Origin of the sequence: Peptoniphilus phoceensis (assembly GCF_001517665.2) — a bacterium.
In the GTDB taxonomy this organism is placed as follows: Bacteria; Bacillota; Clostridia; order Tissierellales; family Peptoniphilaceae; genus Peptoniphilus_A; species Peptoniphilus_A timonensis.
In genome coordinates this window covers 37,155-50,558 of sequence record NZ_LN999806.1, presented here as the reverse complement: position 1 = coordinate 50,558, position 13,404 = coordinate 37,155, and the positions used below count along the sequence as shown (strand labels likewise).

Genomic DNA, 13,404 nt, shown 5'->3' with positions numbered 1-13,404 from the left:
GTAGAATAATGACTTCAAGATTACAAGAAAAATATAAGACAGAAGTTGTGGGCCACCTAATGGAACGCTTCAATTACAAAAGCGTTATGGAAGTACCGAAACTTGAAAAGATCACTATTAATATTGGTCTTGGCGAAGCTAAAGATAATCACAAGGCTCTAGAAGCAGCTGTTGAAGAGCTAACTCTTATTTCTGGTCAAAAGGCTATTGTTACAAGAGCTAGAAAATCTATAGCTAACTTTAAACTTCGTGAAGGTCAAAATGTTGGTGTTAAGGTTACTCTTAGAGGCGAAAGAATGTATGATTTCTTAGATAAGCTAATGAACGTTGCTCTTCCAAGAGTAAGAGACTTTAGAGGTGTTAAGCCTACTGCATTTGATGGTAGAGGAAATTATGCTCTTGGTCTTAAAGAACAACTTATCTTCCCTGAAATTGAATACGATAAAGTTGAAACAATTAGAGGAATGGACATCAATATAGTAACTACAGCTAATACTGATGAAGAGGCTAAAGAATTCCTAGACAAAATGGGAATGCCTTTTGCTAAGGCTTAAGGAGGTACAAAGTGGCTAAAAAATCAATGATTGCTAAACAAAAGAGGAAACAAAAGTATTCTTCTCGTGAATATACTAGATGTAAAATTTGTGGAAGACCACATTCAGTTTTACAAAAATATGGAATATGTAGAATATGCTTTAGAGAACTTGCGTATAAAGGACAAATCCCTGGCGTAAGAAAAGCTAGCTGGTAATAAGCCTTAGATGAAAGGAGGCAAACTGATATGATGACAGACCCAATTGCAGATATGCTATCAAGAATTAGAAATGCAAATAATGCAAGACATAAATCTGTTGATATTCCTTGCTCAAACATCAAAAAAGAAATTGCAAAAATTCTTCTTGATGAAGGTTATATTAAAGGATATGACGTTGTTGAAGATGACAAACAAGGAATTATTAAAATAGATCTTAAATATTCAGGGGACGGTGAAAGAGTTATCTCTGGATTAAAGAGAATATCAAAACCGGGACTTAGAGTTTATGTTAAGTGCGACGATGTTCCTAAAGTTCTAGGCGGACTAGGAATTGCAATTATCTCTACATCTAAGGGAATAATTACAGATAAAATGGCAAGACAAGAAAAAGTTGGCGGAGAGGTAATCTGCTACGTTTGGTAATTTGGAGGTGAAAAATGTCAAGAATTGGCAAAAAACCTATTGAAATCCCAAAGGGCGTTGATGTTAAAGTTGACGGTCAAACAGTTACTGTTAAGGGAGCTAAGGGTGAACTAACACAATCTTTCGATAAAGATTTAAAAATAGAATTAAATGACGGAGTTCTCACTGTAGAAAGACCAAATGATATTAAAAAAATTAAGGCACTTCACGGTTTAACAAGAACTCTAATTGATAACATGATAATTGGCGTTACAGAAGGTTATTCAAAATCTCTTGAAATAATCGGTACAGGATATAGAGCTGCAAAGAAGGGAAAAGTTCTTTCTCTTAACTTAGGTTTCTCTCACCCTCTTGATCTAGAAGATCCAGAAGGCATTGAAGTTGAAGTTCCAGCTCCAAACTCAATTATTATTAAGGGTAGCGATAAACAACAAGTTGGCGCTTATGCTGCTTACATTAGAAGCTTCAGAGAACCTGAACCATATAAAGGTAAGGGAATTAGATACACTGATGAACATGTAAGACGTAAAGTTGGTAAGACAGGTAAGTAAGAAAGGAGAATTTAAGTGTTAAAAAAGATTAATAAAAACGAAAACAGAATTAAAAGACACAAAAGAATTAGAAATCACATCTCCGGTACTTCTATTAAGCCTAGACTTTCAGTTTACAGATCATCTAAACATATTTATGCTCAACTAATTGATGATGAAGCTGGCAATACTTTACTAAGTGCATCTACACTTGATAAGGGATTGAATTTAGAAAACACTGGAAATATTGAAGCAGCTAAATCTGTTGGAGAATCTATTGCTAAAAAAGCAAAAGAAAAGGGAATTGAAGAAGTTGTCTTTGATAGAAGTGGTTATGTTTACCACGGTAAAATCAAAGCACTTGCTGATGCAGCTAGAGAAGCTGGTCTAAAATTCTAAGAAGGAGGAAGTAATGGAGCGTTCATTAATAAATGCGGCAGAACTTGATCTTGAAGAAAGAGTTGTATCTATAAACAGAGTTGCCAAAGTAGTTAAGGGTGGTAGAAATTTTAGATTCTCTGCTCTAGTAGTTGTTGGCGATAGAAACGGACATGTTGGTGTAGGTACTGGTAAAGCTCTTGAAGTTCCTGAAGCTATAAGAAAAGCAACACAAGATGCTAGAAAGAATATTGTAAGAATTAACTTACTAAACACTTCTATTCCTCATCAAGTAACTGGAATTTATGGTGCAGGTAGAGTTTTCTTAAAACCAGCAAGAGAAGGTACAGGAGTTATTGCCGGTGGTGCAGTACGTGCTGTATGTGAACTTGCAGGTATTTCTGATATTCGTACTAAAAACATTGGTACAAACAACCCAAAAAATATTGTTAATGCAACAATGGAAGGTCTAAAGTCACTAAAGACTGCAGAATCTGTTGCTAAACTAAGAAATAAATCTGTTGAAGAAATTTTAGGATAGGAGGAAAATCATGTCTACAATTAAAATTAAACTTGTAAAAAGTCCTATCGGGAAAGTACCTAAACACAGAAAAACAATTCAAGCACTTGGTTTCAAAAAGACTTATCAAGTTATTGAAAAAAATGACACTCCTCAAATTAGAGGAATGTTAAAACAAGTCGACTACATGGTCGAAGTAGTAGAATAAGGAGGTGTACCTAATGAAGTTACATGACTTAAGACCTAACGAAGGTGGCGGAGTTAAAGCTAGAAAAAGAGTAGGTCGTGGAATTGGTTCCGGTACTGGTAAAACTTCCGGCAAGGGTCACAAAGGACAAAATGCTAGAAGTGGCGGTGGAGTAAGACCTGGATTTGAAGGTGGTCAAATGCCACTATTTAGACGTCTTCCAAAGAGAGGATTTACTAATATATTTAAGAAAGAATACGCTGTATTAAATGTTGGCGATCTTAATGTATTTGAAGAAGGAACTGAAATCACTCCTGAATTCTTGATAGAAAATAAATATATCAAAGCTGCTAAGGCTAAAGACGGAATTAGAATCTTGGGAGATGGTGAATTAAATGTTAAATTAACTGTTAAAGCTCAGCATTTCTCAAAATCTGCTATAGAAAAAATTGAGGCTTGCGGAGGAAAGGCCGAGGTGATTTAATGCTCTCCACTTTTAGAAATGCGTGGAAGGTTGAATCTCTTCGTAAGAAGATGCTTTTCACTCTTTTCATGCTTCTATTATATAGACTTGGATCACACATCGCTGTTCCATATATGAACTCACAAGTGATTTCACAACTTATGAGTGGAGCAGGCGGATCAATTTTCTCCTTCCTTGACTTAATGGCAGGAGGAAACTTTAGAAGATTTACTATATTTGCTGCTAACATTTATCCATATGTTACAGCATCAATCATACTTCAACTTTTGACAATTGCCATTCCATCTTTGGAATCTCTTGCAAAAGAAGGAGAAACTGGTAGAAAGGCAATTGCAAAATATACAAGATACCTTTCTATTGTAATAGCTCTTGTTCAAGCAATTGGTTATACTTTTGGTCTATTTAGACAAGCTATTAACGCTACAAGCGCTATTGAATATGTAACTATTATCCTATCAATAGTTGCAGGTACAGCAATACTAATTTGGATAGGAGAACAAATAACTGAACACGGAATTGGAAATGGTATTTCAATATTAATTTTTGCAGGTATCGTTTCAAGATTTCCACTTGATATAGCTCAATCAGTTGCACTTGTTAAGGCAGGTAAGTCTAGCCCAATCTTCTTAGTGCTATTTGTAATAATTGCAATTGCAATTGTTGTATTTGTAGTAACACTTACAGAAGGTGAAAGAAGAATTCCTGTACAATATGCAAAGAGAGTTGTTGGTAGAAAGATGTACGGTGGTCAATCCACTCACATTCCTATTAAGGTTTTGATGACTGGTGTTATGCCAATTATCTTCGCTAACTCACTACTTGCTATTCCTGCAACTATTGCTATGTTCACAAGTGAATCAACTAGAAATTGGATTCAAAAATGGTTAACTCCTGCTGGAGGACCTGGAGCTGTGATTTATATAATATTTACTGTTATTCTTATTGTATTCTTCACATTCTTCTACACAACAATCCAATTTAACACTGTTGAATACTCTAAAAACCTACAAGCTAATGGTGGTTTTATTAGTGGTATTAGAGCAGGTAAACCTACAAGTGATTATTTAGGTAGAACTTTAAATAGATTAGTAATGCCAGGAGCAATTGCACTTTCTATACTTGCAGTTCTTCCAACTATTCTAACTCTAATTTCAGGACTTCAATTTAACTATGGTGGTACATCAATTATCATCGTTGTTGGAGTTGTACTTGAAATTCATAGAGTATTAGAACAACAATTAATCATGAGAAACTATCGTGGATTCTTAAAGAATAAGTAGGAGGTAATTATGAAATTAGTTATATTGGGACCTCCAGGGGCCGGAAAAGGCACACAAGCTGAATATATTGTTGAAAAATACAATATTCCACACATTTCAACTGGAGATATCTTTAGAGAAAATATTAAAAACAATACAGAACTTGGTAAAGAAGCAAAGTCTTATATGGACAAGGGACTTTTAGTTCCAGATGATTTAGTAATTGCACTTGTTGAAGATAGACTTAACAAGGACGATGCTAAAGAAGGATTTTTACTAGATGGTTTTCCAAGAACTGTAGCTCAAGCTGTTAGTCTTGACTCAATCTTAGACAAGAATGATGACAAGTTAACTAAGGTTATTAATATTTCTGTTGATCCAGAAATTTTAATCGAAAGAGCTGTTGGAAGACGTGTTTGTAAAACTTGTGGAATGACTTATCATGTAAAATTCAATCCTCCAAAGGAAGAAGGAATTTGTGATAAGGATGGTACTAAGCTTATTCAAAGAGATGACGATACTGAAGAAACTGTAAAGACTAGAATTTCTGTTTACTTTGATCAAACAGCACCTCTTATAGATTATTATAGAGCACAAAATCTTCTAATAGATATTGACGGTGCTAAAGATATTGACAAGGTATTTGACGATATAGTTATTGGTCTCGAATAGTTCATGGATAATACATTTAGTCTTTTGAAAGGACAAGTTGTAAGATCCAAAAAAGGTAGGGATGAGGGAAAAGTATACCTCATAATTGATATTATTGATGATGACTTTCTCTTCGTCGTTGATGGAAAACTAAGAAAGCTAGATCGACCAAAGAAAAAAAAGGTAAAACATCTTTATATATATAAGGATGTCATCGATACTAATGTTAGTGAATTTAATGACACCTATATTAGAAAGAAACTATTACCTTATAGCTAAAGGAGGATCCTTAATAATATGGCTAAAGAAGATGTAATTGAAGTTGAAGGCGTTGTTGTAGACGCTCTTCCTAACACTCATTTCAAGGTTGAACTTGAAAATGGACATATCATACTTGCTCATATTTCAGGTAAATTGAGAATGAATTATATTAGAATTCTTCCTGGTGATAAGGTGACAGTTGAGCTTTCACCTTATGATCTTACACGAGGTAGAATAACTTGGAGAAAGAAATAATCCTAGAGTCAGGAGGCATTTAAATGAAAGTAAGACCATCTGTAAAAAAGATGTGCGAAAAGTGCAAAATAATTAAAAGAAACGGAAAAGTAATGGTAATTTGCGAAAATCCGAAACATAAACAAAGACAGGGATAAGGGAGGTAATTATGGCTAGAATTTCCGGTGTTGATTTACCTAGAGAAAAGAGAGTTGAAATAGGACTCACTTATATTTACGGTATTGGAAAACCCAGATCTCAAGAAATTTTAACTGCAGCTGGCATTGACTTTGACACACGTGTTAAAGACTTAACAGAAGCAGAACTTGCTAAAATTAGAGAAGAAATTGATAAATACCACGTTGAAGGTGATTTACGTCGTGATGTTGCAATGAACATTAAAAGACTTCGTGAAATCAACTGTTATCGTGGAAGAAGACATAAAGCAGGTCTTCCTGTAAGAGGACAAAAAACTAAGACAAATGCTAGGACAAGAAAAGGTCCTAAGAAACTTGTTTCTAAGAGTAAGTAAGGGGGGACTTAGATGGCTAAAAAACAAAAAGCTACACGTGCTAGAAGACGTGTACGTAAAAACATTGAAAAGGGAGAAGCACATATAGCTTCAACATTTAACAACACTATGGTTACTCTTACTGATATTAACGGAAATGTTATATCTTGGGCTAGTGCTGGACAACTTGGATTTAGAGGTTCAAGAAAGTCAACTCCTTTTGCAGCACAAGAAGCTGCACAAGAAGCAGCTGAAAAAGCTAAAGAACACGGACTAAAGAGCGTTGATGTATATGTTAAGGGTCCAGGTTCTGGAAGAGAAGCTGCTATTAGATCTCTTCAAGCATCAGGTCTTGAAGTAACTATGATTAAAGATGTTACTCCAATTCCTCACAATGGATGTAGACCACCAAAACGTAGAAGAGTCTAAACTATTGATTGAGAAGGAGGGTACCCATGATTGAAATTGAAAAACCTAGAATTAGTATTGAAGAATTAGATGAGTCAGGTTTATATGGTAAATTTGTCGTTGAACCTTTAGAAGCTGGATTTGGTATCACTATTGGAAATTCCTTAAGAAGAGTGTTACTTTCCTCTCTACCTGGCGCTGCAGTATCATTTATCAATATACGTGGCGTTGAACATGAATTTGATACAATTCCAGGGGTATTGGAAGATGTACCTGAAATAGTTTTAAATATTAAATCTATAGTTTTAAAGATGACTGAAGATGAGCCTGTTAAGCTAGTAATAGACAAAAAAGGCAAGGGAGAAATTAAGGCCTCTGACATCGAGCTTGCACCACATGTAAGTGTTATAAATCCAGATCAACATATAGCAACTCTAAATGATGATGCTGAATTTTATCTTGAAATGATGGTGGAAAAGGGAAGAGGCTATGAACCTTCTGAACTTAAAAAAGATGAAATAACTGAAATTGGAATTATACCTATGGATTCTAACTTCACTCCTGTAGAAAAAGTAAACTGGAAAGTTGAAAATACAAGAGTTGGACAAAGAACAGATTATGATAGATTAATTCTTGAAGTTACTACAGATGGTTCAATGAAGGCTGACGAAGCAACTTCACTTGCAGCAAAAATATTGACAGAACATCTTGAACTCTTCATTGGCCTAAAAGAACATGTCAGTGAAATTAATTTGATGGTTGAAAAAGAAGAGGATCAAAAAGAAAAAGTTCTCGAAATGACAGTTGAAGAATTAGACTTATCTGTAAGATCTTTTAACTGCCTAAAGAGAGCGGGCATAAATAGCGTTGAGGAACTAACTAATAAAACTGAAAGTGAAATGATGAAAGTTAGAAATCTTGGTAGAAAATCTCTACAAGAAGTAACTGAAAAACTTGAAGAGTTAGGTTTAGGACTCAAAGCTGAAGAAGAATAAGGAGGATATTATGGCAAAACAAAGAAAACTTGGCCGTAATTCAAGCCATAGACGTGCAATGCTTAGAAACCTTGTTACTTCTCTCTTAAAAGAAGGTAGAATTGAAACTACTCACACAAGAGCGAAAGAAGTTCAAAGAATTGCTGATCGTATGATTACACTTGGAAAAAGAGGCGATCTTCACGCAAGAAGACAAGCTCTAGCATATATTTATTCAGAAGATGTAGTTACAAAACTATTTACTGAATATGCAGAAAAATATGCTGATAGAAACGGTGGATACACTAGAGTTCTTAAAAAAGGTCCAAGACGTGGAGATGGCGCAGAAATTTCAATTATAGAATTAGTATAAGGAAATCCAATGGGGTTTCCTTTTTTTTTATAAAAATTTGGAGCTTTTATGACTTACAAAAAAATATATCATTCCCCTTTTGGGAAAATATTACTTATATTTGATAAAAATTATTTACTAGGACTATATCTGGAGAATCAAAAAGAATTTGAAGATAAATTAAAAGATGAAGATATAAAATTTATTGATGGAGAAAACTTAGAGATTTCTTCTGGAGAATATAAGATTTTAAAAGATATAGAAAAGTGGCTTGAAATATATTTTTCTGGTAAAGACCCAGAATTTATTCCAGCAATAAAAGTTTATGGAAGTGAATTTAGAAAAGATGTCTGGGATATCTTATTAAAAATTCCCTATGGGAAGACTTGGACCTATAAAGAAGTTGGAGAGAGTTTACTTGCAGGTGGAAAATATGAAAGAGTATCCAACCAGGAAGTTGGAGGAGCAATAGGCCACAATCCAATCTCCTTAATAATACCTTGCCACAGAGTAATAGGAAGTGATGGGAGTTTAAGAGGATATGCTGGGGGAATTGAAGTTAAGAGGAAGTTATTGGAGTTAGAAGGGAAAAAGTAAAAAAAGGATTTTTAAAATTGTATTAAAAAATTTTATTTTTAAAAGTTTTATTAAAAGCTGACGCTTTTATATCCTTTATAAGGAGGGGGAGCTAGGGGCGGGCGAGGCCCCTGACCCCCTCCTTAAACCTCCCCCCAAACCCCATCGCCCTGGCAGGGGCCCGACCCTTTAATACGCAAAAAGCTCTCCGACTAAAAATTTCAAACTCGCTTCGCTCAAACAGTGAAATTTTTTTAACGTCTCCGAACTTTTTGCTTACTAACTCATTAGTTTGCGGTTTATTGGCAAAATTTAAAAACTCATAAGACTTCAACAAGCTGGAGCATAATTGCCAAGGTGACAATAGAAGATAAAGTAATAAAAAAATAAGCTTAATCAACAAAAGATTAATCTTATTTTAATGAAAAAGTTTATTTTTGTTGTTAGGTTTTGTTAAGTAATTTCACATAAGTTTGAAATTATGTAATGGTAAAACCGTAGCCTAACTTAGTAAAACCCCGTAAGGCAAGACAGCCGTTAAAAAATTCAACTGTTTGAGTTAAGCGATTGAATTTGGAAGTGGTTATTATTAAATCCTATTTGACTGAGAAGTTTTTATTTTTTTAATGCCTAAGCTTAACGAGTTTTGAATTTTAGGCTGTTTGCCGCTCGGGGTTGTTGGCAAAGGCCCTGCCAGGTCGTTGGGGGTGTTAAGGGGAGGTATGGAGGGGATAAGGGCGAATCGAAACGCCCTAAGTCCCCTCCATAAGAAAAGTTAAAGCCTTAGGCTTTAGAAAGAATCATAAAGACGAAGTTTTAAAAAAATACTTCACGATGTCTCCTGCATACCCGAATGGGTATAAGCCACTCCAAGAGCAATTATAAAAGCATCAGCTTTTAAAAAATTTTTTAAAGATTTCTCTTTAAAGAAGACTTGAAAAAATTTTTCTTTTGAGTTATCATATACATATTAGCAGAAGAGATGAGTGAGTGCTAAAAACATAGATAAATTTTAGGAGGTTTATATAGATGAAATTAAGACCACTTGACGACAAAATTGTCATCAAAAAAATTGAAAAAGAAGAAACAACTGCTTCAGGTATTGTTCTTCCATCATCAGCAAAGGAAGAATCTAATATTGCAGAAGTTGTTGCAACAGGTAATAAATTAGATACAGACGAAGAAATGAAGGGACTTGTAAAAGTCGGAGACAAAGTTATTTTCTCAAAATATGCAGGAAATGATATTGAACTTGACGATGAAAAGTACACTATAATTAAGTTCCAAGACATCTTGGCAGTTATTGAATAATAATTTATTGAATAAGGAGAGATAAAATGGCAAAAGAAATTAAATTTTCAGAAGATGCTAGAAAAGGATTAATAAAAGGAATTAACACTCTTGCAGATACAGTAAAAGTAACTCTTGGACCTAAGGGTAGAAATGTAATCTTAGATAAAGAATATGGCACACCTCTTATTACTAACGACGGTGTAACTATTGCAAGAGAAATTGAATGTGAAGATAAGTTTGAAAATATGGGAGCACAACTTTTAAAAGAAGTTGCTACAAAGACCAATGACGTTGCAGGTGATGGTACTACAACAGCTACTCTTCTTGCACAAGCAATTATAAGAGAAGGCATGAGAAACCTTGCAGCAGGTGCAAACCCAATGATTTTACAAAAAGGTATTTCTAAAGCAGTTGAAGCTGCAGTTGAAGAAATCAAAAATTTCTCTACTGAAGTTTCTTCAAAAGAAGCTATTGAACAAGTTGCTTCTATTTCTGCTGCTAACGAACAAGTTGGAAAACTTATTTCTGAAGCAATGGAAAAAGTTGGCAACGACGGTGTAATCACTGTTGAAGAATCAAAATCAATGGGAACAAGCCTTGATGTTGTTGAAGGTATGCAATTTGACAGAGGATATCTTTCTCCATACATGGTGACAGATTCTGACAAAATGGTTGCAGAATTAGAAGACCCATATATTTTAATCACAGATAAAAAGATTTCAAATATTCAAGAAATTTTACCATTACTAGAACAAGTTCTACAAGAATCAAAACCACTTCTTATTATCGCTGATGACATTGATGGAGAAGCTCTTGCAACTCTTGTTGTAAACTCACTAAGAGGAACACTTAATGTAGTTGGAGTAAAGGCACCTGGCTATGGCGACAGAAGAAAAGATATGCTACAAGACATTGCAATCTTAACAGGTGGACAAGTTATCTCATCTGATTTAGGTCAAGACCTTAAAGACGCAACAATTGAAATGCTTGGCTCAGCTTCAAAAGTAAGAGTTGAAAAAGAACTTACAGTAATAGTAAATGGAGCTGGAGAAAAATCTGAACTTGACAACAGAATTAGCCACATTAAAAATCAAATTGAAGAAACAGATTCAGAATTTGATAAAGAAAAATTACAAGAAAGACTTGCAAAACTTTCTGGTGGAGTTGCAGTAATCCAAGTTGGAGCAGCAACAGAAGTTGAACTTAAAGAAAGAAAATTAAGAATCGAAGATGCCCTTGCAGCAACAAGAGCAGCAGTAGAAGAAGGTATAGTTGCAGGTGGTGGAACAGTATTAATCGACTCAATAGGAGCAGTTTCAAAAGTAGTTGACGAATTAGAAGGCGACGAAAAAACTGGAGCAAATATTATCCTAAGAGCTTTAGAAGAACCACTAAAACAAATAGCAGAAAACGCAGGACTAGAAGGTTCAGTAATCGTAGAACAAGTTAAGACAAAAGAAGCTGGAATTGGCTTTGACGCTTATAAATCAGAATATGTAGACATGAAGGAAGCTGGAATAGTTGACCCAACAAAAGTAACAAGATCAGCACTTCAAAACGCATCAAGCGTAGCATCAATGATTTTGACAACAGAAGCAGCAGTAGCAAACATTAAAGAAGACGCAGCAGAAATGCCAGCAATGAATCCAGGCATGGGTATGATGTAATTAATGGTAGTCTCAATCGTGACGAATCACGATTGAGACGGTCTTCAAGCTGAAGGCGACTGAAAGGAGCCTGAAGCTATGAAGAACCTTATCCAGCGAGCGAAAAAAATGCGAATGAATAATGAGCATTTTTAAGCGAGTCGGACTAGTAAATCTAAAAACAACCTTATCAAAGACAGCTAAAAAAAAGGCTGTCTTTTATTTTATCTTCACACTGAAGCTTATCCAGCGAACGAAGACGATGCGACCGAATAGGGAGCATTGTCGAGTGAGTCGGACTTGGATATATAGAGAAAACTTTAGCAAAGGCAGTCATAAAGTGACTGTCTTTTTTTATCTTCACACTGAAGCTTATCCAGCGAGCGAAAAAAATGCGAATGAATAATGAGCATTTTTAAGCGAGTCGGACTTGTAAATCAAGAAAAAACCTAAACAAAGACAGCCATAAAACGGCTGTCTTTTTAAATGATTTCACACTGAAATCAAGCTAGTCGGATATCTTAAAACAAATTAAATAAAAAAAGAAAGTAGTCTTAAAAGCACAAGACTACTTTCTTTATCTTTCATATAAATTTTAAAACATCCAAGGTAAAAATATAGCACCAGTCTCGTCCACATGATCAAGGAATTTAGATTTACTTAAAGAGGAAAAAGATGCATAAATCTTTCTTCCCATATCCTTTATATCTAAGATTGGTCTTTCCAAAGACCCCTGATTTAAGTCTCCATAAATATCGTAGAACAAACTTTTTCCATCACTTTCGATTTTTACATGAACAGTTCCTTGGAAGCCCTTGCCTTCAGTTTCTAAGGAGACATCTTTCACAGAAATTATTTTCTGGCTTTTTATACCAAAAATTAGACACAAATCAAAATCATTAGACTTACTCTCAGAAAATATTCTTTTTTTCAATAAGTAGTGACCATCTTGGTAATTTTTTTCCTTGTATATTTTAAAGTCGCCCTTGTTATCTCTTTTATATATTCTCGTGTCGGAACTTAGTTTTCTCGGACTTGTTGAATTATCTTTTAAATTGTGATCTTGTGAAAAATACATTAGGCCACCAATTAAAAATATTGTAGCAAGAACAAGTAAAAATCTTTTCATATGGACCTCCTAATATTTTATAATTTTATTATAGCACATTATTAAATCACGAAACATTTCTTTTTAAACCTATACTTGTTTAAATACCAGCAATAAGAGTAATAATATTAAGAGGTGTTTTATGAATATTAACTATATAAAAGCTTTTAATGACAATTATATTTGGACTATTGAAAAGGATGGCAAGACTCTTGTTGTTGATCCTGGCGATGCTAGTCCTGTCATTGATTATTTAAAAAATAAAAATCTTGACTACATTCTTTTAACTCACAAGCACATGGACCATGTGGGCGGCGTTGAGGAACTTAAAGATAGATACGGAGCAAAAGTTTTTGGTCCTCTTGAAACAAATGAATATAACGACATAACTTTAAAAGACGGAGACGAATTTGAAATCTTTGGAGAAAACTTTAAAGTTATTTTAACTGGAGGACACACAGAAGAACATATTTCTTATTTAATGGGCGATAAATTGTTCTGTGGAGATGCACTTTTCCTTGCAGGCTGTGGCAGGGTCTTCACTAATGACTACAAAAAAGCCTATGATGGTTTAAATAAGTTGAAAAATTTAGCTGAAGATACAGTAGTTTATCCTGCACATGAATATTCTCTTGCCAACTTAGAGTTTGCAGAGTCTGTCATTTCTAATGAGGACTTAGACAGAGAATATGAGAGGGTAAAAAAACTTAGAGAAGAAGATAAAATAACACTTCCATCTACAATAGAAAAAGAGAAAAAAATAAATCCCTTCTTTTTGGCTAGGGATTTAGATGAATTTATCCAATACAGGAATAAAAAGGATAATTTTTAAAGAGAAAGCTCTGGGTCATAAGC

22 protein-coding genes are annotated in these 13,404 nt (G+C 34.4%); 21 read left to right on the top strand and 1 reads right to left on the bottom strand.

Annotated features, from left to right (window positions below; genetic code table 11):
• Window positions 1-8: 8 nt before the first annotated feature.
• From rplE to groL, 20 genes are all read left to right on the top strand, one after another.
• Window positions 9-554, top strand: coding sequence for a 50S ribosomal protein L5 (gene rplE / locus BN3657_RS00385; RefSeq protein WP_019138785.1), 546 nt, complete (start codon window positions 9-11; stop codon window positions 552-554).
• Between the two features lie 11 nt (window positions 555-565).
• Window positions 566-751 carry a type Z 30S ribosomal protein S14 gene (locus tag BN3657_RS00380; protein WP_005957510.1) on the top strand — a complete coding sequence of 62 codons (186 nt, stop codon included), beginning with the start codon at window positions 566-568 and terminating at the stop codon, window positions 749-751.
• A 30-nt stretch (window positions 752-781) separates the two neighbouring features.
• A complete protein-coding gene (gene rpsH / locus BN3657_RS00375) occupies window positions 782-1,177 on the top strand; it encodes a 30S ribosomal protein S8 (protein WP_019138784.1) in 396 nt (131 codons plus the stop codon).
• A gap of 14 nt (window positions 1,178-1,191) precedes the next feature.
• The gene (gene rplF, locus BN3657_RS00370; protein WP_019138783.1) at window positions 1,192-1,728 is read left to right on the top strand and encodes a 50S ribosomal protein L6; all 537 of its coding nucleotides are present in this window, start codon (window positions 1,192-1,194) and stop codon (window positions 1,726-1,728) included.
• A gap of 15 nt (window positions 1,729-1,743) precedes the next feature.
• Window positions 1,744-2,106, top strand: coding sequence for a 50S ribosomal protein L18 (gene rplR, locus BN3657_RS00365; RefSeq protein ID WP_062551324.1), 363 nt, complete (start codon window positions 1,744-1,746; stop codon window positions 2,104-2,106).
• 13 nt (window positions 2,107-2,119) lie between these two features.
• The gene (rpsE, locus tag BN3657_RS00360; protein ID WP_019138781.1) at window positions 2,120-2,626 is read left to right on the top strand and encodes a 30S ribosomal protein S5; all 507 of its coding nucleotides are present in this window, start codon (window positions 2,120-2,122) and stop codon (window positions 2,624-2,626) included.
• Window positions 2,627-2,636: 10 nt separating this feature from the next.
• Window positions 2,637-2,813 carry a 50S ribosomal protein L30 gene (rpmD, locus tag BN3657_RS00355; RefSeq protein WP_019138780.1) on the top strand — a complete coding sequence of 59 codons (177 nt, stop codon included), beginning with the start codon at window positions 2,637-2,639 and terminating at the stop codon, window positions 2,811-2,813.
• Window positions 2,814-2,826: 13 nt separating this feature from the next.
• Complete coding sequence (gene rplO / locus BN3657_RS00350) at window positions 2,827-3,276, top strand: 50S ribosomal protein L15 (protein ID WP_019138779.1); 450 nt, start codon at window positions 2,827-2,829, stop codon at window positions 3,274-3,276.
• On the top strand, window positions 3,276-4,556 hold the full coding sequence (gene secY / locus BN3657_RS00345) for a preprotein translocase subunit SecY (RefSeq protein ID WP_062551323.1): 1,281 nt from the start codon (window positions 3,276-3,278) through the stop codon (window positions 4,554-4,556). The genes rplO and secY overlap by 1 nt, the downstream gene beginning before the upstream one ends.
• A gap of 9 nt (window positions 4,557-4,565) precedes the next feature.
• Complete coding sequence (locus BN3657_RS00340; protein ID WP_019138777.1) at window positions 4,566-5,207, top strand: adenylate kinase; 642 nt, start codon at window positions 4,566-4,568, stop codon at window positions 5,205-5,207.
• Window positions 5,208-5,210: 3 nt separating this feature from the next.
• Window positions 5,211-5,465 (top strand): KOW domain-containing RNA-binding protein, encoded by a 255-nt coding sequence (locus tag BN3657_RS00335; protein WP_062551322.1) that lies wholly within the window; start codon window positions 5,211-5,213, stop codon window positions 5,463-5,465.
• An 18-nt stretch (window positions 5,466-5,483) separates the two neighbouring features.
• The gene (infA, locus tag BN3657_RS00330) at window positions 5,484-5,702 is read left to right on the top strand and encodes a translation initiation factor IF-1 (protein ID WP_005957367.1); all 219 of its coding nucleotides are present in this window, start codon (window positions 5,484-5,486) and stop codon (window positions 5,700-5,702) included.
• A 23-nt stretch (window positions 5,703-5,725) separates the two neighbouring features.
• Window positions 5,726-5,839, top strand: a complete 114-nt coding sequence (gene rpmJ, locus BN3657_RS00325) for a 50S ribosomal protein L36 (RefSeq protein WP_010244353.1) — start codon at window positions 5,726-5,728, stop codon at window positions 5,837-5,839.
• Window positions 5,840-5,850: 11 nt separating this feature from the next.
• Complete coding sequence (gene rpsM, locus BN3657_RS00320; RefSeq protein ID WP_019138775.1) at window positions 5,851-6,213, top strand: 30S ribosomal protein S13; 363 nt, start codon at window positions 5,851-5,853, stop codon at window positions 6,211-6,213.
• A gap of 12 nt (window positions 6,214-6,225) precedes the next feature.
• Window positions 6,226-6,621, top strand: coding sequence for a 30S ribosomal protein S11 (gene rpsK / locus BN3657_RS00315; RefSeq protein ID WP_005957371.1), 396 nt, complete (start codon window positions 6,226-6,228; stop codon window positions 6,619-6,621).
• Window positions 6,622-6,647: 26 nt separating this feature from the next.
• Entirely contained in the window at window positions 6,648-7,595 is a 948-nt protein-coding gene (locus BN3657_RS00310; RefSeq protein WP_062551321.1) for a DNA-directed RNA polymerase subunit alpha, read from the top strand.
• A 10-nt stretch (window positions 7,596-7,605) separates the two neighbouring features.
• A complete protein-coding gene (gene rplQ, locus BN3657_RS00305; protein ID WP_019138773.1) occupies window positions 7,606-7,947 on the top strand; it encodes a 50S ribosomal protein L17 in 342 nt (113 codons plus the stop codon).
• A 48-nt stretch (window positions 7,948-7,995) separates the two neighbouring features.
• Window positions 7,996-8,523 carry a methylated-DNA--[protein]-cysteine S-methyltransferase gene (locus tag BN3657_RS00300; protein ID WP_062551320.1) on the top strand — a complete coding sequence of 176 codons (528 nt, stop codon included), beginning with the start codon at window positions 7,996-7,998 and terminating at the stop codon, window positions 8,521-8,523.
• Between the two features lie 1,008 nt (window positions 8,524-9,531).
• A complete protein-coding gene (locus tag BN3657_RS00295; protein ID WP_019138771.1) occupies window positions 9,532-9,813 on the top strand; it encodes a co-chaperone GroES in 282 nt (93 codons plus the stop codon).
• 26 nt (window positions 9,814-9,839) lie between these two features.
• On the top strand, window positions 9,840-11,462 hold the full coding sequence (groL, locus tag BN3657_RS00290) for a chaperonin GroEL (RefSeq protein ID WP_062551319.1): 1,623 nt from the start codon (window positions 9,840-9,842) through the stop codon (window positions 11,460-11,462).
• 574 nt (window positions 11,463-12,036) lie between these two features.
• Here the strand turns inward: groL and BN3657_RS00285 are convergent.
• On the bottom strand, window positions 12,037-12,570 hold the full coding sequence (locus BN3657_RS00285) for a hypothetical protein (protein WP_062551318.1): 534 nt from the start codon (window positions 12,568-12,570) through the stop codon (window positions 12,037-12,039).
• A 121-nt stretch (window positions 12,571-12,691) separates the two neighbouring features.
• On the opposite strand from BN3657_RS00285, the gene gloB reads away from it, so the two are divergent.
• Window positions 12,692-13,381, top strand: a complete 690-nt coding sequence (gene gloB / locus BN3657_RS00280) for a hydroxyacylglutathione hydrolase (RefSeq protein WP_062551317.1) — start codon at window positions 12,692-12,694, stop codon at window positions 13,379-13,381.
• Window positions 13,382-13,404: the final 23 nt, after the last annotated feature.